The organism is Neisseria sp. Ec49-e6-T10 (genome assembly GCF_051132615.1).
Classification (GTDB): domain Bacteria; phylum Pseudomonadota; class Gammaproteobacteria; order Burkholderiales; family Neisseriaceae.
Genome location: NZ_CP152375.1, coordinates 2,945,560 through 2,968,430, shown reverse-complemented (window position 1 = coordinate 2,968,430; position 22,871 = coordinate 2,945,560). Strand labels below are relative to the sequence as shown.

The window sequence follows — 22,871 nt, the reverse complement described above, 5'->3', positions numbered from 1 at the left end:
AATAATCTATTAATGTTAAGGATAATGGAATGATTGCGCAGGAAATTTTCAAAGCTTATGATATTAGAGGCATTGTAGGAAAGACCTTAACAGATCAGGATGCCTATTTTATAGGCCGAGCAATTGGCACAATCGCACATGAAAGAAAAATCAGCAAAATTGCGGTAGGAAGAGATGGTCGCCTTTCTGGTTCTTTAATGCAAAAACAATTGATTGCTGGTATTTTAGACAGTGGGGTGAGTGTTTTAGATGTGGGTATGGTTGCCACTCCTATGCTTTATTTCGCTGCATATTCGCACTGTCATGGCTCTGGGGTCATGGTTACAGGGAGCCATAACCCTGCTGACTACAATGGTTTTAAAATGTTACTTGGTGGTATTAGTTTATCTGGCGAGGAGATACAAGCGCTTTATCAACGCATTATTAAAGAAGATTTTAATAAACCAGAAGAGGAAGGTTTAATTAATCAACTCGATGTTGAACAAAGTTATATTGATTATATTGTCAAAAACATACAATTAGAACGACGTTTGTCTATTGCTGTTGATTGTGGAAATGGTGTAGCTGGGGCATTTGCAGGTAAATTATATCGAGAGTTAGGTTGTAATGTTTTTGAGTTATATTGCGAGGTAGATGGCAATTTCCCAAATCATCATCCAGATCCATCAAAGCCTAAAAATTTACTTGATTTAATCAAAGCGGTTAAAGAGTATGATTGTGATCTTGGTTTGGCTTTTGATGGAGATGGAGACAGGCTTGGTGTGGTTACAAAAGAAGGCAATATTATTTGGCCAGATAGACAGTTAATGCTCTTTTCGGCAGATGTTCTGCAAAGAAATCCAGGAGCTAAAATTATTTATGATGTTAAATCTACCCGTAATTTAGCACCATGGATTCAAAAACATGGCGGTGAACCAGTTTTATCCAGAACAGGCCATAGTTTTATCAAAATGGCGATGAAAGAGACAGGCGCATTGTTGGCTGGTGAAATGAGTGGACATATTTTCTTCAGAGAACGCTGGTTAGGATTTGATGATGGTTTATATGCAGGGGCAAGATTATTAGAAATTGTTTCTGCTCATGAAAGTCCAAGTGAAGTATTAAATCAACTTCCAGATGCTATTTCCACACCAGAAATTAATATTGAAATGGAAAAAGAAGGCGATAATCATCGACTTATTGAAGCGTTACAACAAGAAGCCCATTTTGATAAAGCACAAAACATTATCCGTATTGATGGTTTGCGTGTAGAGTACGAAGATGGATTTGGTTTAATGCGTGCCTCAAACACAACCCCTGTTCTTGTCCTTCGGTTTGAAGCAAATACACAAAATGCTTTAGAGTACATACAAAGTCAATTTCAGCAAGTGTTGAATCCTTATGGTTTTGATTTATCTGCTTATTTGAAATAAGTAGTAAACAATGATGATCTAATCAAGCCTATATTAAGGCTTGGTTTTTTATTTTTTATAGCTAGTAGAAAAATGTCCTTTTTTAATATTACACAATTTGGTTGGCAAAATTACAAAAACGAAGCTTTTGGTATTATTACGTTGGCTTTGCCCATGTTTATTGCCCAAATAGCTCAAGTGGGTACAGGATTTGTTGACACTGTGATGGCAGGTCATTTGGGACAAGCTGATTTGGCTGCAGTTGGTGTGGGTTCAAATATTTTTATTACGGTTTATGTCACATTTTTAGGTATTGCTACCTCATTGAATCCAATTTTGTCACAACAATTTGGTAGTGGCGCAAAACTTGAATTAGGGGAAACAGTTAGACAAGGTTTATGGTTTTGTTTTGGCTTGGGGATCGTTGGTATGATTTCATTGCTTTTGTTAACCATTCCTTTACATACTCATTTATCTATGAGTGAGTATACTCGAGACACCACAATTTTATTTGTAATAGGCACCTCCTTAGCCATGCCTGCTGCAATGTTACATAGAGCCTTACATGCTTATGCCTCAAGCCTGAATAAATCAACCCCTATTATGATTGTCAGCTTGCTTGCTTTGTCATTGAATGTCCCTTTTAATTATATATTGATGCATGGTTTATTTGGGTTGCCTAAGTTAGGCGGTGCAGGGTGTGGTTTTGGCACAGCCTTGGCTTTTTGGGTTAATTTTTTAGCTTTGTTTATTTATTTGTCTAAAAGTCAATATTTTAAACCATTTGGGCTGATGCAACGTTTTAGCTGGCCTAATTGGCAAAGAATGAAAGAATTTATTAAATTAGGATTACCAATTGGTTTATCTTTCTTTTTAGAAGTCAGTTTATTTAGTTTTATTGCTTTATTGATTGTTCAGTTTGGTGAAGTGTATATTGCGACACAACAAGCTGTTATTAATGTCACCTCTATTATTTATATGTTGCCCCAAACAACAAGCGCAGCTTTAAGCGTTAGGGTTGCTCAAGCTATTGGCGCAAGAAGTTATGCTAGAGCTAGGCATATTTCAGGTGTAGGCATCACAATGGGGATGGTGGTTGCTATTTGTACGGCTTCTTTAGTGCTACTATTCAGAGAGTCTATTATCTCAATTTACACAAACGATCCACAAATTATTAAAGTAGGCGCGACTTTATTAATCTTTGCGGCATTTTTTCAGTTGTCTGATGCCATACAAACAATTGCCTCTGGTGCTTTACGAGGCTATAAATTAACAAAAGTTGCCATGATTATTCATGCCATCTCATTCTGGGGATTTGGTTTAGGGGTAGGTTGTTATTTAGGGCTGGTTCTTCAAATGGGATTATATGGTTTTTGGACGGCATTAAATATTAGTTTGTTTGTCGCAGCGATATTATTGGTGAGTTATTTACTCAATAGAAGTAAAGCTTTTTTAGTTAGGGATCACTACTAATGAATATTCAGGAAAATATCGATTTAACCCATTGCAATACATTTGGGCTACCTGTTAAAAGCCAATATTTTTATAAGTTAACCGATAAAAATGACTTAGCTAAGCTGGTTGAGCATCCGATTTTTAAAAATAATAAAATTTTATTTTTAGGAGGGGGGAGTAATATTATTTTTGCTCCTGATTTTTTGGGTTTAACTGTGTTTATGAGTAATAAAGGGGTTAAAGTTGTTGAGCAGCAAGAAGATTCAGTTATTATTGAAGCACAGGCAGGTGAAAATTGGCATAACTTTGTCTTGTCTACCATTCGTTTAGGATTGAATGGGCTTGAAAACCTTAGTCTTATTCCTGGAACGGTTGGTGCTTCACCTGTTCAAAATATTGGCGCATATGGTGTAGAAGTTAAAGATGTGATTGAAAAAGTAGAATGTTTTGATTTGGAAACACAAGAGTGGTTATTGCTCACTAATACGGAATGTCGTTTTGACTATAGAGACAGTATTTTTAAACAACATAATGGTCGATATGTGATTACATCCGTATATTTTAAATTAAGTAAGACCTTTATACCTAAAGTTTCATACGGTCTATTGAAACAATACTTAGGTAGCCAAGAGACAGCTCTCTCAGCAAAAACAGTTTCAGAGGCAATCTGCCAAATTCGACAAGAAAAACTGCCCAATCCTGAGCGAATAGGTAACGCAGGCAGTTTTTTTAAAAATCCTATAATCTCAGCTAATCAGGCAAAAGATATTTTGGCTCTGTACCCTAATGCTGTTCACTATCATCAGCCCGATGGTATGATTAAATTTGCGGCAGGCTGGTTGATAGAAGAGGCTGGTTTAAAAGGTGTCAGCGTCGGTGGCGCAGCAGTACATCAAAAACAAGCATTAGTGTTGATTAACCAAGACCATGCATCTGTAGAGGATGTAAAGAGCTTAGCTAAAATGGTACAAAAAACAATCTTATATAAATATGGTTTATCTTTAGAAGCAGAACCATTATTTGTTGAATAGCGATAAATAAAAATTATTCCAAGAAAACAGGCTATATTTTTTATTCAGCCTGTTTTTTATACATTTTAAATCCAATAAATAAAATCAGTAGCCACACAGGAATAAGTAGAACGGAAATATACATTTTATTGAACCACATAATGACTAAAATGCCTGTCAAGAAAAACAAACACAAATAGTTGGTAAAAGGATAAGCAATAGATTTAAATTTCAAATGCACATTTTCTGTGTTTTTAATTTTTCTAAATTTTAAGTGCGTTAAACTGATCATACACCAGTTAATAATCAAAGCGGACACAACCAAAGACATAAGGTATTCTAAAGCTTCATGTGGTGCAACATATGCAACCAATACACAGATAGCAGCAATAGAAGCAGACATAAGTGTGGCAATCACTGGAACACCGTGGCTATTTAAACGGCCTAAAATTCTAGGTGCATTGCCTTGCTTAGCCAAACCATAAAGCATTCTGCTGTTGCAATAAACACAACTGTTGTATACAGATAAAGCAGCTGTTAACACTACCACATTAAGAATATGTGCAACAATATTGGTGAAGTGAAATACTTGTCCAAATAAAGAAAATTCAAGGCCATTTAAAGAAGCAAAAACCATCACAAAAGGGCTGCTATCCGATGTGACCTCTCTCCAAGGGTAAAGAGAGAATAAAATAACCAAAGCACCAATATAAAAAATCAAAATGCGGTAAATAACTTGATTGGTTGCTTTAGGAATACTTTTTTGTGGATCCTCTGCTTCCGCAGCCGTAATCCCAATTAACTCCAAGCCACCAAACGAGAACATAATCACAGCCATTGCCATCATCAAACCTGTGCCGCCATGTGGGAAAAAGCCACCATCATTCCAAAGGTTATTAATGGTGGCTTGAGGCCCAGCATTACCACTAAATAATAAATAGCCACCAAAAATAATCATGCCAATAATAGCGATGACTTTAATGATGGCAAACCAAAATTCCGCCTCACCATAAAATTTTACATTTGTTAAATTGATGGCATTAATCAAAATAAAGAACAGTGCACTGGATACCCATAAAGGTATGTCTGGAAACCAAAATTGAATATATTTTCCAATTGCCGTCAACTCAGCCATGCTGACCAAAATATAAAGAATCCAGTAATTCCACCCAGACGAAAAGCCTGCAAAATTGCCCCAATATTTATGAGCAAAATGACTAAAAGAACCAGCTACAGGCTCTTCAACAACCATTTCCCCTAATTGACGCATGATAAAAAAAGCAATAATTCCCGCTATTGCATAACCCAATATTACAGAAGGCCCAGCTTGAATAACACTTGAGGCCACTCCCAAAAACAAACCAGTCCCAATGGCACCACCTAATGCAATTAATTGAATGTGACGATTAGAAAGGCCACGTTTTAGTTTTGAAGAGTTCTGTTGGTTTTCTGTCATTGTTTTGATTTTCGTTTATTTTAGGGGAGGCAAGTTAACCAGTTATATTCTTGATCAAAATAAAGTAGCTAATGGCCCAGCTGTTATTTTGCTCAAAGGCTGACTAATATCCAGTATTTTTGCATCAATATCAGTCGCGCCCCATTGAGCCATTCTTTTTTGATGCATATCTAAATACTCTTGGGCAGATTTTCTATTATCAAATAAATAAATACCACCTGCTTCTCCTTGCTCTGGATTTTCTGTCCAAATTTTGCTGATAAAACCAGGCTCCTGTGTAATGCTTTGAGCTAAAGGCATAGCTGGCTCTATAAGGTTTTCTCCAAGCATTGCAGGAGAAAGTTTAAATGTGATTTGTAAAATAACAGCCATAATAATTATTTCTCCAGATAAAAATACTGGGCAGTATAACATTATAATTTTTTCAAAAAAACAATCAAAAATTAACCTTTTGTTTTTTTATATTATTGTTTATGGTGAACAGTTGGTAGGAAAAAAGCAATAATACCAATTAATGGGAAAAATGAACAAAGTTTATAAATATATTCAATGCTTGTATTGTCTGCAATTTCACCAAGGATAGCCGCAGCAATGCCACTAATGCCAAACATAAGACCAAACATTAAGCCAGAAATCATGCCCACTTTTCCTGGAATAAGTTCTTGGGCAAAAACAACAATCGCTGAAAAAGCAGAAGACAATATCAAACCAATAATAATACTTAAACAAGCTGTCCAAAACAAATTGGCATAAGGCAAAAGTAAAGTAAAAGGAGCTACCCCTAAAATAGAAATCCAAATAACCCATTTTCGACCAATTCTATCTCCTATTGGGCCACCTGCAAATGTGCCAATAGCAACAGCAGCCAGAAATAAGAATAGATATAATTGAGCTGTTTGAGTACTTAGCTCGAAACGGTCGATTAAATAAAAAGTGTAATAATTCGTTAAGCTAACCATGTAGACATACTTGGAAAATACCAGCAATGATAAAATAATCAAAGCAGATACAATCTGTTTTTTGGTTAAATTATGAGTAATTAATCGTTTTTTTGCGCCTTGAGTCACTTTATGATTGACTACCCAACGACTAATTTGAAATAAGACAACAATGCCTAACAAGGCAAAAATACAGAACCATAAAATATTTTTTTGAGTATAGGGAATAATGATTGCTGCTGCCAATAAAGGACCAAATGCAGAGCCAGCATTGCCACCCACTTGAAATGATGATTGAGCAAAGCCAAATTTTCCACCAGACGCCATTCTGGCAACTCTTGAGGCTTCTGGATGAAAAGTAGAAGACCCTAAACCTGTTAAAGCCGCGGCAACTAAAACCATCTCAAAACGATGAGCGAAGGCCAATAAGATAATACCCAGTAATGTAAAACACATACCAAAAGGAAGCAGATATGGTTTAGGGTGTTTATCAGTATAAAATCCAATGGCTGGTTGTAAAATGGAAGCAGTTAATTGATACACTAAAGTAATTAAACCCACTTCATGAAAACTTAATTGATAATTTTGTTTCAACAAAGGGTAGATTGAAGGCAAAACTGTTTGTATAAGATCATTCATCATATGAACGAAACTGGCTGCAAAAATAACAGGTAAAACAGTCTTAGATGTTAAAGATGATGGGGTTTGTTGTGTATGGTCCATGGAATATTTACATCTTTTTTTCTGATAACTTGATCGTACACTTTTTTTACGATTCTTGATAGCATGTATATTATTTGAAGCTAGATAAATTTGGACAGAATATGTGGAATTTTTTAAGAAAAAAACAGAAAAACACTAAGGTTGAAAATGGTTTTAAGCCAGAGGAAGCCATTTACTCTGCGTCATTTGAAGATTTGTCACCTGGTTATGAAGATGTTTATGAACCTTATTTAACCATTACAATTAATCATCATGATTATGAAGAGTTGGTTTTGTTGCGCTTTATAGATGGCACAATAGGCCAACAATTGTTATCTGAAGCAATAAATGATGTATTGACTTTTGTTCAAGAACAAAAGAAACAAAACATACCTGTTTCTTACAAAAGGCTACCAATCAATTATTTATCTGATGCAGAAAGAGATCAAATTAATTTTTTAGAAATAAAAATTCAATCTATATTAAAAAGTCATCTTTAGAATTATTTATATTTTAATAAATTAGAGTACTCGAAATGAGATACAACCTATTGACATTGTATCCCATCTTCCTACTATTAATCTTTAATAATATCTAATTGTCTGACTTCTATCTCTGTTGTGCCAACAAAAGAGTTGTGATCTACTTGGCCCAAAATACGAATTTTAGTACTTGGTGTGACTGTTTGGTTACGCCAAACCTTTTGATTTACTTCGATTTTTATGGTGTCGGTATCATCTTTAAACATAAATTCTTCAGCATTTATCGTTTTTGCTTTACCAACGATATAACCTTCTAATAAAACAAAAGTGTCATCTGCTTGTTTTTTTGCTTCAGAAACAGTAATTACTTTAGTATAGTTACTTTCAGACGAGGGTATAATTGAACCATCATTAACAAAACCACCTTGCGCAAAAAGTGATATAGGGTAGATTAAAATAGTCGTTATTACGAGTTTTGTGATTAATTTCATCGTTTATTACCTTAAATTGGTTCATAAATTGTTTAATGAATATAATCGAAATGGGTAAATAAGTAAACTTAATCTGAGTGCTTAAAATGTGGTATATGCCTATTTTGAATAAAATGGTACTATACGATATAATATCTATTAAGGAATTTTGGTACTAAATGAGTGATACAACATCATCACTAATTGAAGCAGCAATTTTAACCAGTCAAGAACCATTAACAAATAAAGCATTGTGCGCTTTATTTGAGCCTCCCTTATCTACACAACAATTAAATGAAGCATTAAATAGTTTGTATATAAGGTGGCAAGATCGTTCCTTAGTGTTATGCGATACCACACAAGGTTGGCGTTTTCAGGTAAAAGCAGAAGCTTTTAGTGCCTTAAGTCGCTTAAACCCAGAAAAACCACCGAAATATTCTCGAGCTGTATTAGAAACCTTAGCTATTATTGCTTATCAGCAACCCGTTACTCGAGGTGATATTGAAGCGATCAGAGGGGTATCTGTTTCCAGTAATGTTATGCAAACACTTAATGAGCGTGGTTGGATAGAAGTTATTGGGCAAAAAGAAGTTGTTGGCCGCCCATCGCTTTGGGCGACAACTGATCAATTTTTACTGGATTTAAACTTAAACAGTTTAGAAGAGTTGCCTCCTTTAACTGAGCTTGGTCAATTGGTTGTACCTGAGTTAAACCAAGAACCTGCCGCTATAGATGCCGCAGAAGAATAACACAAATATTTTTGTGTATTAAGGAAAATTATGTCAAAACGAATCTCCAATAATAAAACCGCAAGGCAACCTGTTTCACGTCAAACAAGGAGCATCACCAATACAACAACAGGGACTCAGCAAGATAGAAGAAGTCTTAGCCGTATGGATGGTCGAAGCTTAGAACAAAATCCGCAAAAAAACACGGCTCATTCAAAAGTGGCAAAAGCAAAAAAATTAATTGTTCGTAACCCTAATCAAAAAACACAGGATCGTGCTCACTGGTTACGGGAAAAGAGAACCCATATAGATGATATTGAGCCAGTACGTCTTCAAAAAGCTTTAGCAGCTTCTGGTGTTGGTTCTCGTAGAGAAATGGAAAATTGGATTACCCAAGGCCTTATTACAATTAATGGAAAAGTAGCTTCTTTAGGGGATAAAGTATCGCCTCAAGATAGGGTGCTTGCCAAAGGCAATGTGATTAAACTTAAATGGCCAGATCGGTTGCCTCGTATTATTTTATACAACAAACAAGAAGGCGAAATTGTCAGCCGAGATGACCCTCAAGGTAGGGTAACTGTATTTGATCGATTAGCTCAAATAAAAAGCAGCCGCTGGGTTGCAATCGGACGTTTAGATGTCAATACCAGTGGATTATTGATTTTAACAACCAGTGGCGAATTAGTGAACCGTTTTGCGCATCCTAGTTTTGAAGTTGAGCGAGAATATGCAGTGCGTATTTTAGGCGGCGTGACTACAGAACAAATGAAACAGCTTACTGAAGGTGTTCAGTTAGAGGATGGTTTAGCTAAATTCGAACGTATTCAAGAACAAGGTGGCGAAGGCGCTAATAAGTGGTATCAAGTCATCATTAAAGAAGGCCGTAATCGTGAAGTCAGAAGAATTTTTGAAAGTTTAGATTTAACTGTAAGCCGTTTGATGAGAACCCGATTTGGCCCTGTAGCATTGCCTCCTCGTTTAAAACGTGGGCAATTTTATGAACTAAATGAAGTAGAAGTTGCCAATATAATGAAATGGGCTGAGATGGGGTTGCCAGGAGAAAGACAAAAACGACAGAAATAATCGTTCAGTGAATGAGTTTTTATTTTCAGGCAACTCTGTAAGAGGGTTGCCTGAAAATATTTTTTACGAAAGAGTTTGTAGGTTTTTTTATGTCTTCTATCAATGTGACGAATCGGTCACTTTTTTCACTTAGTTGGCCAATTTTTATTGACTTACTATTACATTTTTCTACATTACTGATTAACACCTATATGGTAAGTCATGTGTCCACTGCCTATTTAGCAGCGATGGGATTGGGTAATCAAGTTTTTGATTTATGCATTACTATTTTTAGCTTTATCAGTGTTGGTTGTAGCGTGGTGATTGCTCAATATTTAGGTGCAGGTAACGCTACTTTAGCAAAAAAAACCATTCATATTTCTATTGCACTTAATTTTTTATTGGGTCTTGTTTGTGCCATATTCATCTTTTTCTTTGGATATAAAGCATTACAATGGATGAACTTACCAGAATACTTGATGAAAGATGGCTTTAATTACTTGCATATCTTAGGAATCTGCTTAATTCCAGAATCTGTATCTATTATTTTGGCTGCTTGTTTAAGGGTTTATGGCAAAACAAAGTCAGCCATGATGGTTACTTTAATTGTAAACCTTGTTACAGTCGTTGGTAATACAATTGTTTTATATGGTTTTTTTGGTTTTCCACAATTAGGGTTAGTTGGTGTGGCGTGGTCTACTGTCATTGGAAGAGTTGTTGGGGTTATCCTCTTGGTTTACGTGTTGATTTCAGGTTTGAAAATCAACCTTCAATGGTTAGAATTTTTGTATTGGTCTAAAGATTTACTGATCAAAATTCTAAAAATAGGTTTACCTGCAGCAGGTGAAAATGTTGTTTGGTTTGTGCATTATATGGTGGCATTTTCTTTTGTTGGTTTAATGGGGGAAATTCCATTAGCGTCCCAAACATTATATTTCCAGCTCTCCTTATTTGTCATGTCTTTTGGAATTGCCATAAGTATTGCCAACGAGGTTCTAGTAGGGCATTTGGTTGGCGCAAAACGATTTAATGATGCTTATAAGCAAACCTTTAAAAGCTTAGGTTTGGGTGTCGTTTTTACTGCCGCAATGGTTATTGTGTTTTTTTTACTCAGGAATCCTATTTTACAATTAGTTTCTGGAGATCAAAGTGTTATTAAAACACTTTTACCCTTATTTTTATTATCTGTATTTTTAGAGCCTGGCAGAACATTTAATATTGTCATGGTCAATGCTTTACGGGCTTCTGGTGATGCTGTTTTTCCGTTGAAAACAGGGCTTATTTTTATGTGGTGTGTTTCATTACCAATAGGCTATTTTTTAGGTATCATTATGGAAATGGGCTTGGTTGGTATTTGGATCGGTTTTTTATGCGACGAATGGATACGTGGCTTGGTTAACTCATGGCGTTGGAAATCGAGAAAATGGGAAACAAAACGTTTAGAAATTTAATAGTATGTAAGGATAAGGTAAGTGAGTAAAGCGTTTACTAAAGAGCAGGATGATAGTGATGATGATTTACCCATTCATCTACAGTTACCTAAATCAACTAAAAACTATATCACCCCCAATGGGTGGCAAAAATTAAAAACCGAGCTGTACGATTTGGTTCATAAAGAACGTCCTGAAATTGTGCAGGTTGTTAATTGGGCTGCGGGTAATGGCGATAGAAGTGAAAATGGTGACTACCTGTATGGTAAAAGAAGGTTACGTGAAATTGATAGACGTATTCGTTTTTTAACAAAACGGCTAGAAATTGCAGAAGTGGTTGATCCTGAACAAAGAGAGGCAACAGATCAAATATTTTTCAGTGCAACCGTTACCATTTTAAGAGGTTGGGGAGAGGAGCAAACAATCAAAATTGTTGGCGTAGATGAAATTGATACCAAACAAGGAAAAATCAGTTGGGTTTCTCCTTTGGCTCGGGTTTTGATAAAAGCATATGAGGGTGATACGGTTTATTTAAAAATTGAGGGTAAAACTGAAGAAATAGAAATTTTAAGTGTTCGTTATCAGAAAATTGATTAATAAAGGACTCGTAAATGGCTCTTGCAGATGTCAAAGCATACTTCGCTCAATATAAAAAAGAACAGGATATTATCATAATGGAAGAGGGTGCCAGTGCAACAGTGCAAATGGCAGCTGTTGCTTTGGGGGTAGAACCCGCGCGCATTGCAAAAACTTTAGCTTTTTCTTATAACAATGATGCTATTTTGATTGTGGCAGCGGGCGATGCTAAAGTAGATAATACTAAATTCAAAAATATTTTTGGTATTAAAGCCAAAATGTTGTCTGTAGAGCAAGTTTCAGAATCAATTGGACATGAAGCCGGGGGCGTTTGCCCTTTTGCGTTGAAAAACGCACAAATTAAAGTATATTTAGATGAGTCCTTAAAGCGTTTTCAAACCGTTTTTCCTGCATGTGGCAGCAGCAATTCAGCAATAGAGTTAACGTGTGATCAGTTATACACTTTTGCTCAAAGCCATGGTTGGGTGGATACATGTAAAAATTGGCAGTCTTAAACTTCATGACTAATCTAATTAAAAGTAGAAAATTATATTCTTATGTCAGACATAACAGCATTTGCAAACCGATTAGGTAAAAATTTAAAACACCTTATAAAATGGGCTAAGCGTCAACAATTGCAAGCATGGCGTGCTTATGATAAAGATGTACCACAATACCCATTTATTATTGATATTTACAAAGACCATATTCATTTACAAGAATATGATACTGGCTGGTTAATACATGCTGATGAGTATCAGCAGTGGATATCAGATGTAATAGATGTCATTATATTTATCACAGGGTTTCCTAAAGAAAATATTCACTTTAAAAGCCGCACCAAACAAAAAGGCTTAAAACAATATGAGAAAACAGGTCAAGATGGCAAAGACTTTATTGTTGAAGAAAACCATCGACAATTTTGGGTTAATTTAGATAAATATCTTGATACGGGTTTATTTTTAGATCACAGGAATACCCGTAAAAGGGTAGGTGATCTCGCATCAGGAAAAAGATTCTTAAATCTGTTCTCTTATACAGGCAGCTTTACTGTTTATGCAGCAACTGCAGGAGCCGTTTTTAGTGAAACAGTCGATTTATCCAATACATACCTTGCCTGGGCAAAAAAGAACTTTGAATTAAACAATATCAATCTAGAACAGCATAAAATCATTAGGGATGATGTTTTTGCTTACTTAAATGAAGCAATAAAAGACAAAAAACAGTTTGATTTGATTGTAATGGATCCACCTAGTTTTTCTAATAGTAAAAAAATGGTTGATATTTTGGATGTTCAGCGTGATCATGCACATTTAATTGATTGTGCCATGAAACTATTATCTCAAGATGGTGTTTTATTTTTCTCCAATAATTTACGTACTTTTGAATTAGATCAGCAGATTAAAGAACATTACTATGTTAATAATATTACACAATCTTCTATTCCAGAAGATTTTCGAAATAAAAAAATTCATCAATGTTTTGAAATTAAATTAAAAAGCTAGAATAAAAATACAGGTGTTTTTATTAACAGGGCTAATAGTAAAGATAATCAACCAAAGTTTGAGTCAATACAAAAATCGGTTATACTTAGCCGTTAAATTTAAACCAGTACATGTATGTTAAAAAAATGGGTGCAAAAAGTATTTGGGGGTAAAAGATCCTCTCAACATAAAGAGGCGACAGCACAAATACTTAAATTTGCAGAACATCATATTTCAAAAGATCAATTAAGTTTTGCTGCTGAGAAAGTCATTAAAAGACTTCAGGAGAAAAACTTTGACGCTTTTGTTGTTGGTGGTGCTGTACGTGATTTACTCTTAAATAGAGAACCAAAAGATTTCGATATTGCAACGAATGCAAGTCCAGAACAAGTGCGTCAACTATTTCGACGTAGCCGTATTATCGGTAGGCGTTTTAAAATAGTTCATGTCATGATAGGCCCAGAAACCATAGAAGTCACTACTTTTAGAGGGGGGCAGATAGACACGCAGAACGAACATGGTCGCATTATGAAAGACAATAGCTACGGTACACAGCAAGAAGATGCTGAACGTAGGGACTTTACATGCAATGCTTTATATTATAATCCAAGGAATCAAACAATTATTGATTACCATCATGGGGTTGATGATATAAAAGCGAAGAAGTTGGTCATGATTGGTGATGCAACAGAACGTTATCAAGAAGACCCTGTCAGAATTCTAAGAGCCATCCGCTTATCATCAAAATTAGGATTTACCTTAGACAAAAAAACAGCTCAGCCAATCATCAAATCTGCTTATCTATTAAAAAAAGAGCCTCCTGCACGATTATTTGACGAGTTAATAAAATTGTTACTGTCTGGTGAAGCCCGCAAATGCTTAGAAGTATTGCAAGGCTTTGGCATAACATCCGATACCTTTCCATTATTAACGACAGCTTTAACCAAACAAGATACACATCCATTTGTCGCTTTAACATTACGTCATACAGATGAGCGCTTACAAGCAGGCAAACCCGTATCTATAGGCTATTTGTTGGCATCTTTATTATGGCCATTAGTTTCTCAAAATTGGGAACGACATATTTCAGAAGGTCAACGCAGTGTTCCTGCGCTAATTCTTGCGATGAATGATATCCAAAATGGTTTAGATAAAAATTTTTCTATTCCTAAACGTTTCAGCAGCACAATGAGAGAAATTTGGCTTCTTCAACCACAATTTGAAGCAAGATTCGGCACTCGACCATATCGATTATTATCACAACAACGATTTCGAGCTGCCTATGATTTTATGTTAACTCGAGTTGAGGCGAATGAGTTGCCTCAAGAGCTTGCACAGTGGTGGACAGATTTTCAAGTAGTGTCTGATTCTGAAAAACAAGAAATGATTGCTCAAATAAAACAACTTTCAGGACAAAGCCAATTTAAAAAAAGACGTCCTAAACGAAAAAATAATGCGAAGAAAAATCATCAGGAACATTAATATGACTGTACAAGCTATTGTTGCATTAGGAAGCAATTTACAAAATCCAGAGCAACAAATTCAAGCAGCAATAACTGCCTTATCTTGCGAGCAGAATATTAAAATTGTGCGCGTTTCTTCTTTATATTTAACCAAACCTGTTGGTTATCTTGACCAGCCCGATTTTATCAATGCAGTTGTGCTTATAAATACACAACTTTCTGCTCAAGACTTATTGGATACACTACATAAAATTGAACATACATTTGGACGAGTACGTACTTTTACAAATGCGCCTAGAGTGTTAGATTTAGATTTAATTGATTATAATCATCAAACTATTTCTACGGACACTTTAGTTTTACCTCATCCCCGAGCGCATGAACGAAGTTTTGTTTTGTGTCCATTAAATGAAATTGCCCCAGATTATCAATTACCTGGTGCAGGTGTGGTTTCTGAGTTGATTAAAACATTAGATACTGCAGGTATTCAAAAATTAGAAAACTGTACTTTTAATGCCTTATAAACAGAAAGAAGGATAAACATGGCTGTACCTAAACTTCGTTATATTGTTGTAGAAGGGTCAATTGCAAGTGGTAAGTCTGCGTTAAGTGAGAAATTAACCAATTACTTTTCTGCTTTATTAATCAAGGAAAAACCTGAAGAAAACCCATTTTTACTTGATTTTTATGCAAACGCGACTAATCATGCATTAGCTGCACAACTGTCCTTTCTAATGCAAAGAGAAGAGGCAGGCAGGGCTATTTTAGAAGCTGATGCAAACAATCAACGTGTTGTCAGCGACTTTTTATTAGAAAAAGATAAAATTTTTGTCCCCATCGTGTTAGGAGAAAAAGAAGAAAAATTATATTGGCAAATTAAACAAAAAGTACAACCAACTTATCCTACACCAGATTTGCTCATTTATTTACAGGCATCAGATGATGTATTAAAAAAACGTCTATCCAAAAGAGAAAAAAATTACCAAGAACTTTTTCCGCAAGGGTATATAGAACAAATTCACGATAGTTATCGTCATTTTTTCTATTTATACCAGCATGCGCCAATGATTATCGCCAACACAGATGAACTTGATTTTGTTGGAAATGAAGATCATTTTGGTCTTTTAATTGATGCTATTGCGAATATGCAAGGCAGTAAACTTTATCTTAATTTGAATACCAATGCTTAAAAAGGAGAAAAAATGATTACCCTTTCTACTTTACAGGCGATGAAAGAACAACAAAATAAAATCACCATGTTAACCTGTTACGAATATAGTTTTGCTCAATTAATGGATGAAGCAGGAGTAGATATTTTGCTAATAGGTGATTCTTTAGGGATGACGGTGCAGGGGCATTCAACGACTTTACCCGTAACTTTAGAGCAGATGTGTTACCACACTCAAGCAGTTGCCAGAGGGGTGAAAAATGCGTTGGTTTTAGCAGACCTTCCTTTTGGTAGCTATCAACAAAGTAAAGAACAAGCTTTTGTTTCTGCAAGTGAGTTAATGGCGGCGGGCGCTCATATGGTAAAGTTAGAAGGTGGTACTCATATGGTTGAAACAACAGCATTTTTACAGCAAAGAGGTATTCCAGTTTGTGCCCATTTGGGTTTAACCCCCCAATCTGTTAATGCTTTTGGTGGCTATAAAGTCCAAGCTAAAAATGATTTAGAAGCAAAGAATTTACTCAAAGACGCAAAAGCGCATGAAGAAGCTGGAGCGGGTATGGTTTTAATGGAGTGTGTTCCTGCTGAATTAGCAGCCAGAGTAACAACAGAGCTATCATGTCCAACAATCGGTATTGGCGCGGGTATTGATTGTGATGGACAAGTACTTGTTGTGCACGATATTTTAGGAATATATACAGGTAAAACACCAAAATTTGTGAAAAATTTTATGCAAGGAAATTCCAGTATCCAAGAAGCTATTTGTGCTTACGTTAAAGAAGTAAAAGAACGCACATTTCCAACATTAGCACACTCATTTTGAAATCATTGAAGGAAAATAATATGCAACTTATTCATACTATTCATGATTTACGTGCATGGCGAAAAAAACAAACAACCGTAGCGTTTGTGCCAACGATGGGTAATTTACATGAGGGTCATTTACGTTTGGTTAAAGAAGCAAAAAAGCAAGCAGATAGTGTGATAGTCAGTATATTTGTGAATCGTCTTCAGTTTGGCCAAGGAGAGGATTTCGGTGCTTATCCTCGCACATTAGAAGACGACCTAAAAAAACTAGCAGAAGAAGGTGTCAGTGCTGTTTTTGCGCCAAACGAAAAAGAACTCTACCCAAATATAAAACAAGATTTTCAAATAGAGCCACCTAATATTCAAAACGAGCTTTGCGGTGCTTTTAGACCAGGTCATTTTAGAGGTGTTGCAACTGTAGTAACAAAATTATTTAATCTTGTTCAACCAGATATTGCTTGCTTTGGCAAAAAAGATTATCAACAGCTACATATTATTAAAACCATGGTGGCAGATTTAAATATTCCAATAAAAATTATAGGAGTAGATACAGGTAGAGCACCAGATGGTTTGGCTCTATCAAGCCGTAATGGTTATTTAACTGTGAATGAAAGAGATCATGCTGCTGAATTATTCAAGCAATTAAGCAAAATAGAAGTCGCCATTAAAGCTGGTGAGCAAAATTATGCCTTGTTAGAAGAAACAGCCAAAAACACTTTAACCCAAGCAGGATGGGATGTTGATTATATTGAAATACGCAATGCAAACACCCTAAATATTGCTCATATGGGCGATAAGGATTTAGTTGTATTGGGGGCTGCTCGATTAGGCAAACCTAGGTTAATAGATAATATAGAGATTCATCTATAATATAATCACAAAGGAAAAACCATTATGACAAAACATATTGAGTTTAACGAATATGGCTCTTCTAGTGTTTTACAATATGTTCCACTTGAAATAAAGCCACCTATGCAAAATGAAGTGCAAGTACAAAATAAAGCCGTAGGGGTCAATTTCATTGATACTTATATCAGAAGTGGTTTGTACCCTGTGCCATCGTTTCCATCAGGTTTGGGCACAGAAGCGTCTGGCATTGTTACTCAAGTAGGGCAAAATGTTGCAGATTTAAAAGTAGGGGATCGGGTTGTTTATGCACAAGCAACTTTAGGAGCATATAGCGATTACCATAATGTCAATGCCGAAAAAGTCATCAAAATTCCAGATTCTATTTCTTTTGAACAGGCTGCAGCTTCTTTTTTAAAAGGTTTGACTGTTTATTATTTGTTTTATTTAACCTATCCTGTAAAAAAAGATGAAGTCATTTTATTTCATGCAGCAGCTGGTGGTGTGGGGCAAATCGCTTGTCAATGGGCTAGAGCGTTGGGTGTCAAGTTAATTGGTACAGCTGGTTCACAAGAAAAAGTAGATCTAGCTCTTCAAAAAGGAGCTTGGCAAATGATAAATTACCAAACAGAAGATATTGCCAAACGCGTTAGCGAAATCACAGAGGGTGAAAAAGTGAATGTGGTTTATGATTCAGTTGGTCAAGCAACATGGCTGTCTTCCTTAGATTGCTTAAAACCACGCGGCTTAATGGTGAGTTTTGGTAATGCCTCTGGTGCAGTAACTGGTGTTGATTTAGGTATTTTAAATCAAAAAGGCTCTTTATTTGTGACCCGTCCGTCTTTATTTGGTTATTTGAATAATAAAGCTGATTTACAAAAAGCGGCGACAACTTTATTTGAATTGATACTTAATGGTTCTATTAATGTAGATGTGCGAGAATCTCAAATTTATCCTCTGTCAAAAGTAAAAGACGCACACAATATGCTGGAGTCTAGAAAAACAATGGGATCATTATTATTGATTCCAGAATCTCATTAAAAAGGAAATAAAAAATGCGTATGTTACATACAATGATTCGTGTTGGAAATTTGGATCGATCTTTAGATTTTTATCAAGAAGTTTTAGGAATGCGATTGCTGCGTAAAGAAGAATATCCAAGCGGAAAATTCACCTTAGCTTTTGTAGGATACGGTGATGAAATAGATCATACTGTATTGGAACTTACCCATAATTGGGATACTTCTGAATATGATTTAGGAAATGGTTATGGACATATTGCCATAGAAGTGGATAATGCAACCAAAGCCTGTGATATGGCCAGACAAAAAGGGGGAAAAGTGATCCGTGAAGCTGGACCAATGATGCATGGTACAACAGTGATTGCTTTTATTGAAGACCCAGATGGCTATAAAATCGAGTTTATCGAAAAAAACACCTAGTTTATTTATATAATTACATACTTTTATCATTAAAGAACAATCATTACTTATGGCACAACGTTTAACAAAAATTGATACCATAGGCTTAGGTTTTATGACCTTTGCCTTTTTTTTAGGGGCTGGAAATATTATCTTTCCTCCATTAGAAGGACAACATGCAGGTAGCAATGTTCTATTTACCATGATTGGTTTTTTGATTACAGCTGTTGGTTTACCATTAATATCTATTATTGCTGTTGCAAGAGCTGGTGGTGGTTTGCCATCTATGACAACAGATTTACCTAAAGGAACAGGCACTTTTGCATCTGTTTTACTGTTTATTATTATTGGTCCTGCCTTTGCCGCTCCACGTACAGGTTTAGTCGCTTATGAAATGGCCGTAAAACCATTATGGTCGACTTCAGAAAATTATTTTACAGTTTTTGGTGCACAGTTGGACATGAACCAAGCAATTGTCACAAGCTTATTTTTCCTAGTTACTTTAGCTTTTTCTTGGAGCAGAGGAAAACTTATTGATAATATTGGTAAAATTTTAACTCCCATATTATTTTTGCTTTTAGTCGGTTTAGCCATAGGCGTTGTTGTTGCACCACAGGGTAATGTTACAGCACCAATTGATCGTTATCAGGATATGGCTTTTTCAAATGGTTTTTTAGCTGGCTACAACACAATGGATACTTTTGCTGCACTTATGTTTGGTATCTTATTGGTTGATATTCTAAAAGGGAAAGGTATTACAGAGCCAAAAGCTTGTTTTAAATATTTGACGATAGCAGGTATTATTGCTGCAACTGGGCTGGCTTTTGTTTATATTTCTTTATTTTGGCTGGGTGCAACTTCATCAACATTAGTTCCTCAAGCAGAAAATGGAGTAGTTGTTTTAACTGCTTATGTCTATGCGCTTTTTGGTGTATCAGGGCAATGGATTTTATCTTGCGTTGTATTATTAGCATGTTTAACGACAGCAGTGGGATTAGTCAGTGCGTGTTCTGATTATTTCTCAACCTTAACACCTTTACGTTACCGTCACTGGGTTGTGGTTTTAAGCATCATTTGTGCAATTGTTGCCAATGTTGGTTTAAATAGACTTATTTCTCTTTCTATTCCAATATTACTGGCTCTATATCCTTTAGCAATTGTGTTGGTTATTTTAACATTTATTCGCCAGTGGTTACCAAACCCCAAATGGGGATTTAGATTGGTTATGTTTGTTGCGTTGTTATGTAGCCTAGTAGATGGTATTAGAGGTGCAGGTTTAGAAAGTATTATCATTTTTAAATCATTATTGGACTGGCAAATAATTAATATGCCTCTAGTTGCTGAAGGGATGGCTTGGGTTTTACCATCTTTTATTGCAATAATAGTTGTATTTTTTCTGCCAAAAAGACAGAGAACAAGATAGGAAAAAAGATGATGTTTAACTGGAGGAATTAAACATCCGTATATTAAAAATTTAACATAATAACTATTATGCGAATAAAAAATACAATGCAAAATAAAGACAGTTATTTGTTTTTAAATAAAAAAATAAATTATAAAACACTATGCCTATATTATCAAGAATGTCTATAATATAATCAATGGCTGATGGTGACGGGTGGAATTTGACAATACCTACCTATTTAATCGTAGGCATTGAAATAAACTGCTTTTCCCAAGCTTTCAATTGCTCATCACTTTCTACTAGAAATGATGCTGTTTGGCAATCGCGTAAAGTAAACTCTATTCTACCTTCGGTTATAGATGTGTCAAATAGAACCCACTGTTGCCCATCTTCAAAAAAATTTTGTAAAGCCCAGCATTTGCCATTTTGTTCATTATAAAAGGAGTCACAAACTCTAGAAAACAAAGCTTCTTGTTGTTTACCTTTTAAAGCATCAAATTCACCTGTTGAGTCACGATAAACTTTCAAAATATTGAGTTTGACAGACCGTTATCACCTATAATATTTAAAGGGCAATTTGATTTATTTCCATACTTAACATTTGATAATTCTACTAAGTAAGCTGTTGACGCATTTTGTTGTAATTTTTCAATATTATTTTGACAGATGATGGGTTCATTTGTCATAAATCTTGCTATACTGGGTACTGAAAATAACAAACTGACAATACCAATAAAAAAGGAATTAATTTTTTTTTGCATTTCATTAAACCTTTAAAAATAAAATAGTGAAATGAATATAGTTAAGATAGTTTTAAATAGCAAAATAAATTCACTATCAAATTTATCCATTTCATCTCATCTAAACTGGTTAATTTTGATAACTTAGTTAAGTTAGTATAACAAAATTGTTATCATTACGAGGTAATATCTATGATAAACTAAAAGGGTACTGTCAAGTTAATGTGGCAAACTAAAAATAAGCCAAACTAAGCTCGTATTTTCTCATATTTCAGGTGCAATTTGGCAAAGTTTGTTAGAAACTTCTGAGCCTGTTTTATCGACTTAAATTTCCTCATTTTCCTCTCCCTTAATCGTGTGACCTGATGTGAGTTTTCGGCTCGGTTATTTTCTCCTTTATTTCTAGTATAGATGACTGAAGGAAATAGCTGAGAGCAAGGTTTGATATAGCTTTTTAGTTTGTCTGTCACAAGCAACCGTGGTTGACCACCCTGCTTTCTAAGTTTTTTCAGAAATCGCTTAGCTGCATGACTGTCTCGTTTTTTCTGAACAAGAATATCTATGGTTTGTCCATCTTGATCAACTGCTCGCCAAAGATAAACTGTCTGTCCGTTTATTTTGCAGAACACTTCATCTAGAAACCATTTATCACCATAGTCAGCAAGCCTTGCTTTTAGTTTCTTAGAAAATATCTGACCAAATTTCAAACACCAAAGGCGAATACTTTCATAAGTGATCACAATACCTTTTTCAGCCATCATCAACTCGATGTCTCTAAAACTTAGACTGAAGCGATAATACAACCACACACAATGGCTGATGATCACTGGTGGATAACGAACGATGGCAACGGTAAATGTTTTGAGGTTTCATAACTGAATAATAAACTTCAAGTCATTAACTTGACAGTACCATTCCGAACTGAAAAAATTAAAGGTATAATCATTTATAGTATTATTTGAAGGAATCCATGAGTGGGTATGATGTCTTTAAATAATACTATTTTATCCATATTCAAAAGAGAAAAAATGAAAGATTTTTTTGATTCAAATCCAAATCTACGTGGCATTTTACAAATCTTTGCTGGATTAATTTTTATATTATGGAATATTTACAGTATAAGCTCTACTTATACTTTAAAGACAATGTTAGAAAAGGATGGCGAGCATACCACTGCAACACTTTCTAATTTCAAACCCAATAAAATTCTTAACATTTTCTGCCTAGGCAATCAACGATATTATTCTTATAACATCCAATACAAAGATAAAAACGATCGCTTGTATCATCATAATTTATCAGGTTGTAGGACAAGTCGCACACTTTACTCTGAAGATAATTCAACAGTATCAATAATCTATAGCTTCGAAAATCCAAATAAATATATAATTTATTCTGATAGTGATTTTTTTGTTAAGGGAATATTAATACTAATTGGGTTGGTTCTTAGTGCGAATGGAGTAGCTAGTTTTTTTGGGTTTGGCCTTGCTCTTTCTAGTAAAAAGAAATAGCTTAGTAGTGTTCAAAAAGTACTGTCAAGTTAATGAGTACATGTTAAAGTAAGCTAAACCATGTTTGAGCTTTATCATGCTGAGGTCGCAATTTGAGTGATTTCCTCCCAAATTTTCAGCTGACATGAAACTAGAACTCTAAAGGTTTTTGCTGAAACTTGACTAAAACGATAATACAACCAAACACAATAGCTGATGACTACTGGTGTAAAACATTGCCAACGATAAATATTTTGTAGTTTCATTGATGATTCTACTGAGATAGGTTTACCTATAAAAAAATAATATCGTTATTTCTAGAGATTTTTTTATCCAAAAGAAAGCGC

27 protein-coding genes are annotated in these 22,871 nt (G+C 35.1%); 19 read left to right on the top strand and 8 right to left on the bottom strand.

The features are described from left to right. Positions 1-29: 29 nt before the first annotated feature. The 3 genes from AADH04_RS14705 (at position 30) to murB (ending at position 3,877) form a co-directional block, all read left to right on the top strand. A complete protein-coding gene (locus tag AADH04_RS14705; RefSeq protein WP_434778025.1) occupies positions 30-1,412 on the top strand; it encodes a phosphomannomutase/phosphoglucomutase in 1,383 nt (460 codons plus the stop codon). Between the two features lie 72 nt (positions 1,413-1,484). Continuing rightward, positions 1,485-2,864 (top strand): MATE family efflux transporter, encoded by a 1,380-nt coding sequence (locus AADH04_RS14700; protein WP_434778024.1) that lies wholly within the window; start codon positions 1,485-1,487, stop codon positions 2,862-2,864. Then, on the top strand, positions 2,864-3,877 hold the full coding sequence (gene murB, locus AADH04_RS14695) for a UDP-N-acetylmuramate dehydrogenase (RefSeq protein ID WP_434778023.1): 1,014 nt from the start codon (positions 2,864-2,866) through the stop codon (positions 3,875-3,877). Before AADH04_RS14700 ends, murB begins: the two co-directional genes overlap by 1 nt. A gap of 40 nt (positions 3,878-3,917) precedes the next feature. Here murB and AADH04_RS14690 read toward each other — a convergent pair whose 3' ends face one another. The 3 genes from AADH04_RS14690 to AADH04_RS14680 form a co-directional block, all read right to left on the bottom strand. Further along, positions 3,918-5,312, bottom strand: coding sequence for an amino acid permease (locus AADH04_RS14690; protein WP_434778022.1), 1,395 nt, complete (start codon positions 5,310-5,312; stop codon positions 3,918-3,920). 54 nt (positions 5,313-5,366) lie between these two features. Beyond that, complete coding sequence (locus AADH04_RS14685) at positions 5,367-5,684, bottom strand: monooxygenase (RefSeq protein ID WP_434778021.1); 318 nt, start codon at positions 5,682-5,684, stop codon at positions 5,367-5,369. Positions 5,685-5,776: 92 nt separating this feature from the next. Beyond that, positions 5,777-6,973: an MFS transporter gene (locus AADH04_RS14680; RefSeq protein ID WP_434778020.1), complete on the bottom strand. Its 1,197-nt coding sequence runs from the start codon at positions 6,971-6,973 to the stop codon at positions 5,777-5,779. Between the two features lie 74 nt (positions 6,974-7,047). On the opposite strand from AADH04_RS14680, the gene AADH04_RS14675 reads away from it, so the two are divergent. Further along, positions 7,048-7,452, top strand: a complete 405-nt coding sequence (locus AADH04_RS14675) for a hypothetical protein (RefSeq protein WP_434778019.1) — start codon at positions 7,048-7,050, stop codon at positions 7,450-7,452. A gap of 77 nt (positions 7,453-7,529) precedes the next feature. On the opposite strand, the gene AADH04_RS14670 is transcribed toward AADH04_RS14675, so the two are convergent. Next, positions 7,530-7,925, bottom strand: coding sequence for a YgiW/YdeI family stress tolerance OB fold protein (locus AADH04_RS14670; protein ID WP_434778018.1), 396 nt, complete (start codon positions 7,923-7,925; stop codon positions 7,530-7,532). Positions 7,926-8,083: 158 nt separating this feature from the next. Here AADH04_RS14670 and scpB point away from each other — a divergent pair, with 158 nt between their 5' ends. From scpB to brnQ, 14 genes are all read left to right on the top strand, one after another. Continuing rightward, on the top strand, positions 8,084-8,653 hold the full coding sequence (gene scpB, locus AADH04_RS14665) for an SMC-Scp complex subunit ScpB (RefSeq protein ID WP_434778017.1): 570 nt from the start codon (positions 8,084-8,086) through the stop codon (positions 8,651-8,653). A gap of 30 nt (positions 8,654-8,683) precedes the next feature. Further along, positions 8,684-9,715 carry a pseudouridine synthase gene (locus AADH04_RS14660; protein ID WP_434778016.1) on the top strand — a complete coding sequence of 344 codons (1,032 nt, stop codon included), beginning with the start codon at positions 8,684-8,686 and terminating at the stop codon, positions 9,713-9,715. An 89-nt stretch (positions 9,716-9,804) separates the two neighbouring features. Then, entirely contained in the window at positions 9,805-11,145 is a 1,341-nt protein-coding gene (locus AADH04_RS14655; RefSeq protein ID WP_434778015.1) for an MATE family efflux transporter, read from the top strand. 72 nt (positions 11,146-11,217) lie between these two features. Continuing rightward, positions 11,218-11,721, top strand: coding sequence for a transcription elongation factor GreB (greB, locus tag AADH04_RS14650; protein WP_434779862.1), 504 nt, complete (start codon positions 11,218-11,220; stop codon positions 11,719-11,721). Positions 11,722-11,735: 14 nt separating this feature from the next. Beyond that, a complete protein-coding gene (locus tag AADH04_RS14645) occupies positions 11,736-12,215 on the top strand; it encodes a YbaK/EbsC family protein (protein WP_434778014.1) in 480 nt (159 codons plus the stop codon). 42 nt (positions 12,216-12,257) lie between these two features. Beyond that, the gene (locus AADH04_RS14640) at positions 12,258-13,205 is read left to right on the top strand and encodes a class I SAM-dependent methyltransferase (protein ID WP_434778013.1); all 948 of its coding nucleotides are present in this window, start codon (positions 12,258-12,260) and stop codon (positions 13,203-13,205) included. 114 nt (positions 13,206-13,319) lie between these two features. Further along, positions 13,320-14,666 carry a polynucleotide adenylyltransferase PcnB gene (pcnB, locus tag AADH04_RS14635; protein WP_434778012.1) on the top strand — a complete coding sequence of 449 codons (1,347 nt, stop codon included), beginning with the start codon at positions 13,320-13,322 and terminating at the stop codon, positions 14,664-14,666. A 1-nt stretch (position 14,667) separates the two neighbouring features. Further along, a complete protein-coding gene (folK, locus tag AADH04_RS14630; protein WP_434778011.1) occupies positions 14,668-15,171 on the top strand; it encodes a 2-amino-4-hydroxy-6-hydroxymethyldihydropteridine diphosphokinase in 504 nt (167 codons plus the stop codon). An 18-nt stretch (positions 15,172-15,189) separates the two neighbouring features. Continuing rightward, entirely contained in the window at positions 15,190-15,837 is a 648-nt protein-coding gene (locus AADH04_RS14625; RefSeq protein ID WP_434778010.1) for a deoxynucleoside kinase, read from the top strand. Between the two features lie 12 nt (positions 15,838-15,849). After that, positions 15,850-16,638 carry a 3-methyl-2-oxobutanoate hydroxymethyltransferase gene (gene panB / locus AADH04_RS14620; RefSeq protein ID WP_434778009.1) on the top strand — a complete coding sequence of 263 codons (789 nt, stop codon included), beginning with the start codon at positions 15,850-15,852 and terminating at the stop codon, positions 16,636-16,638. Positions 16,639-16,658: 20 nt separating this feature from the next. Then, positions 16,659-17,492, top strand: coding sequence for a pantoate--beta-alanine ligase (gene panC / locus AADH04_RS14615; protein ID WP_434778008.1), 834 nt, complete (start codon positions 16,659-16,661; stop codon positions 17,490-17,492). 24 nt (positions 17,493-17,516) lie between these two features. After that, entirely contained in the window at positions 17,517-18,509 is a 993-nt protein-coding gene (locus AADH04_RS14610; protein ID WP_434778007.1) for an NADPH:quinone reductase, read from the top strand. 14 nt (positions 18,510-18,523) lie between these two features. After that, positions 18,524-18,910 (top strand): lactoylglutathione lyase, encoded by a 387-nt coding sequence (gene gloA / locus AADH04_RS14605; RefSeq protein WP_434778006.1) that lies wholly within the window; start codon positions 18,524-18,526, stop codon positions 18,908-18,910. A 49-nt stretch (positions 18,911-18,959) separates the two neighbouring features. Further along, positions 18,960-20,312 (top strand): branched-chain amino acid transport system II carrier protein, encoded by a 1,353-nt coding sequence (brnQ, locus tag AADH04_RS14600; protein WP_434778005.1) that lies wholly within the window; start codon positions 18,960-18,962, stop codon positions 20,310-20,312. Between the two features lie 216 nt (positions 20,313-20,528). Here brnQ and AADH04_RS14595 read toward each other — a convergent pair whose 3' ends face one another. The 3 genes from AADH04_RS14595 to AADH04_RS14585 all read right to left on the bottom strand — a co-directional run bounded on the left by AADH04_RS14595 (position 20,529) and on the right by AADH04_RS14585 (position 21,843). After that, positions 20,529-20,822 (bottom strand): hypothetical protein, encoded by a 294-nt coding sequence (locus tag AADH04_RS14595; protein ID WP_434778004.1) that lies wholly within the window; start codon positions 20,820-20,822, stop codon positions 20,529-20,531. Further along, positions 20,819-21,055, bottom strand: a complete 237-nt coding sequence (locus AADH04_RS14590) for a hypothetical protein (protein ID WP_434778003.1) — start codon at positions 21,053-21,055, stop codon at positions 20,819-20,821. The genes AADH04_RS14595 and AADH04_RS14590 overlap by 4 nt, the downstream gene beginning before the upstream one ends. Before the next feature lie 227 nt (positions 21,056-21,282). Further along, complete coding sequence (locus AADH04_RS14585; RefSeq protein WP_434778002.1) at positions 21,283-21,843, bottom strand: IS6 family transposase; 561 nt, start codon at positions 21,841-21,843, stop codon at positions 21,283-21,285. Between the two features lie 171 nt (positions 21,844-22,014). Here AADH04_RS14585 and AADH04_RS14580 point away from each other — a divergent pair, with 171 nt between their 5' ends. Beyond that, on the top strand, positions 22,015-22,545 hold the full coding sequence (locus tag AADH04_RS14580; protein WP_434778001.1) for a hypothetical protein: 531 nt from the start codon (positions 22,015-22,017) through the stop codon (positions 22,543-22,545). Positions 22,546-22,619: 74 nt separating this feature from the next. Here AADH04_RS14580 and AADH04_RS14575 read toward each other — a convergent pair whose 3' ends face one another. Beyond that, a complete protein-coding gene (locus tag AADH04_RS14575) occupies positions 22,620-22,790 on the bottom strand; it encodes a hypothetical protein (RefSeq protein WP_434778000.1) in 171 nt (56 codons plus the stop codon). Positions 22,791-22,871 lie beyond the last annotated feature (81 nt).